Origin of the sequence: Streptomyces sp. SID4985, from assembly GCF_009863025.1 — a bacterium.
Lineage (GTDB): Bacteria > Actinomycetota > Actinomycetes > Streptomycetales > Streptomycetaceae > Streptomyces.
The window spans coordinates 1-2,349 of the sequence record NZ_WWIR01000075.1; the positions used below are offsets into that span (position 1 = coordinate 1).

Annotated in this window: 3 protein-coding genes; all 3 read right to left on the reverse strand. The window is 75.4% G+C overall.

The genetic code is table 11. From position 1 onward, the window contains the following. Nucleotides 1-650: hexose kinase (locus tag GTW40_RS03155; RefSeq protein ID WP_161178605.1), on the reverse strand; the 650-nt coding region annotated here is incomplete at its 3' end. 130 nt (nt 651-780) lie between these two features. Beyond that, the gene (nagA, locus tag GTW40_RS03160) at nt 781-1,947 is read right to left on the reverse strand and encodes an N-acetylglucosamine-6-phosphate deacetylase (protein WP_161178606.1); all 1,167 of its coding nucleotides are present in this window, start codon (nt 1,945-1,947) and stop codon (nt 781-783) included. Further along, a partial coding sequence (locus GTW40_RS03165) for an ROK family protein (RefSeq protein ID WP_161178607.1) occupies nt 1,947-2,349 on the reverse strand: 403 nt, incomplete at its 5' end. The genes nagA and GTW40_RS03165, both read right to left, overlap by 1 nt.

A 2,349-nucleotide genomic window follows, 5' to 3' on the forward strand; every position in this document is an offset into this window, starting at 1 on the left:
GAGGCGACCACCGCGTGGGCGCCGCGGCGGCGGGCGTCGCGGGTGGCGCGCAACGGCTCGTGGGAACCGGTGAGTTCGGCCAGTTCCCCGGCGTTCGGCTTGACGAGGTCGGGGCGGGCGGCGACGCCGCGGCGGAGGGGTTCGCCGCTGGTGTCCAGCAGGACCGGCACTCCGGCCGAGCGGGCCACCCGTATCAGCCCCGCGTACGCCCCCACCGGGACACCCGGCGGCAGGCTGCCCGAGAGGGCCACCGCCGAGGCGCCGCCGAGGAGTTGGTCGTAGGCGCGCAGGAAGGCGGCCCACTCGGCCGGGGCGATCTGCGGTCCGGGCTCGTTCAACTGGGTGGTGTCGCCGGTGTGTTCGTCCACGACAGCGATGGTGCGGCGGGTCGGGCCCGCGACCTCCACCAGTGCGTCCGTCAGCCCGGCCGTGCCCGCGAGCCGGCCGCGCAGTACCCCGCCGGTCGCGCCGCCCGCGAACCCGGTGACCGTCACCTCGTGCCCGAGCGCGGCCAGCACCCGGGCCACGTTGACGCCCTTGCCGCCCGGCCGTTCGGCCACGTCGGAGACGCGGTGGGAGGCGTGCGGGCGCAACGACCGTACGCGGTACGTGATGTCGAGAGCGGTGTTCAGTGTGACCGTGAGGATCACCCGGTCCGACCTCCCTCGAAAGTTGGCGCGGCTTCGGTTTCCGGGGCCCCGATCATGCCAAAGAGACGGCGGCCGGCCCACCTCGGGGACAGCCGCCGTCTGAATGAAGGGGGGTGAAGAGGGGTACGGATCAGGGCAGTTGGGGCGTGACCACCCATTCGCCCCGCCGCATGACGCCCTTCACCGCGAACTCGGCGTCCAGCAGCACGAGATCGGCGTCCTTGCCGGGCTCAAGGGAGCCGATCCGGTCCGAAAGGCCGAGCAGGCGGGCCGGGTTGGCGGAGATCGCGGTCACCACGTCGGTCACCGGGAGCCGGTCGACGGTGACCGCCCGCCTCAAGGCGCGGTCCAGGGTCAGCGTGGAGCCCGCGATGGAGCCGCCCTCCACCAGCCGGGCCACGCCGTCGCTGACCTCGACCTCCAGCGGGCCGAGCAGATAGCGCCCGTCGCCCGCGCCCGCCGCGTCCATCGCGTCGGTGATGAAGGCGACCCGGTCGGCGCCCGCGTGGTGGAAGGCCAGCTGGAGCGCGGCCGGGTGCAGATGGACGCCGTCGTCGATCAGCTCGACGGTGATCCGCTCGTCCTCCAGGAGCGCGGTGATCGGGCCGGGGGCGCGGTGGCCGAGCGGCGGCATGGCGTTGAAGAGGTGGGTGGCGACGGTGGCGCCCGCGTCGATGGCCTCGACGGTCTGCTCGTAGCTCGCGTCGGTGTGGCCGACGGCCGCGATCACGCCGTGCTCGGCGAGGAGCCGTACGGAGTCCAGGCCGCCGGGGAGTTCGGTGGCGAGGGTGACCATGCGGGCCTGCCCGCGCGCGGCGTCGAGCAGCTTGCGGACCTCGGCCGGGTCGGGGTCGCGCAGCAGGGCCTCGGAGTGCGCGCCCTTGCGGCAGGGGGAGATGAACGGGCCCTCGAAGTGGATGCCCGCGATCTCGCCCTGCTCCGCCAGTTCGCTGAGGAGCCCGGCGCGGCGGGCCAGCAGGTCCAGGTCGTCGGTGACGGTGGAGGCGACCAGGGTGGTGGTGCCGTGCGCGCGGTGGGTGCGCACGGCGGTCAGCACGTCCTCGGCGCTGCCCGCGAAGGAGGCGCCGCCGCCGCCGTGGTTGTGCAGGTCCACGAAGCCGGGGACCAGCCAGTGGCCGCTCGCGTCGAGCACCTCGGCGCCTGCCGGGGCGGGGGCCGCCGCCCCGGCAGGGCCCGCGGCGGTGATCCGCGTGCCCTCCACGCTCACGCGGCCGTCGTCCACCACGCCGGTGGGCAGCACCACCCGTGCGCCGGTGAGTACCAAGCTGGGAGCCATCAGGCGGTTACCTCCGAGGGATCGGTGCGGCCCGGGCCGGCAGGGCCCAGGAGATCGCGGGCGAGCAGTCCGGCGCCGAGGCATCCGGCGGTGTCGCCGAGGGCCGCCGGGACGAGGGTGGGCGGGGTCTGGAAGGTGATCCGGCGCCGCACGGCCTCCCGCAGGGGACGGAACAGCGTCTCGCCCGCCTCCGCGAGTCCGCCGCCGATGATCAGGGTGCCCGGGTCGAGCAGGGTGAGCGCGGTGACCAGGCCGTCGGCGAGGGCGTCCACCGCGTCCTGCCAGACCCGTTCGGCGGTCCGGTCGCCGCCCGCGACGGCCTTCGCGCAGTCGGCGGCGTCCGCGTCGCGCCTGCCGGAAACGCGCGCCCACGCCTCGCCGACGGCGGCCGCCGAGGCGTAC

Excerpts from the sequence above, each read along its gene's own strand:
- nagA (WP_161178606.1), bottom strand. The coding sequence starts at position 1,947 with ATGGCTCCCAGCTTGGTACTCACCGGCGCACGGGTGGTGCTGCCCACC.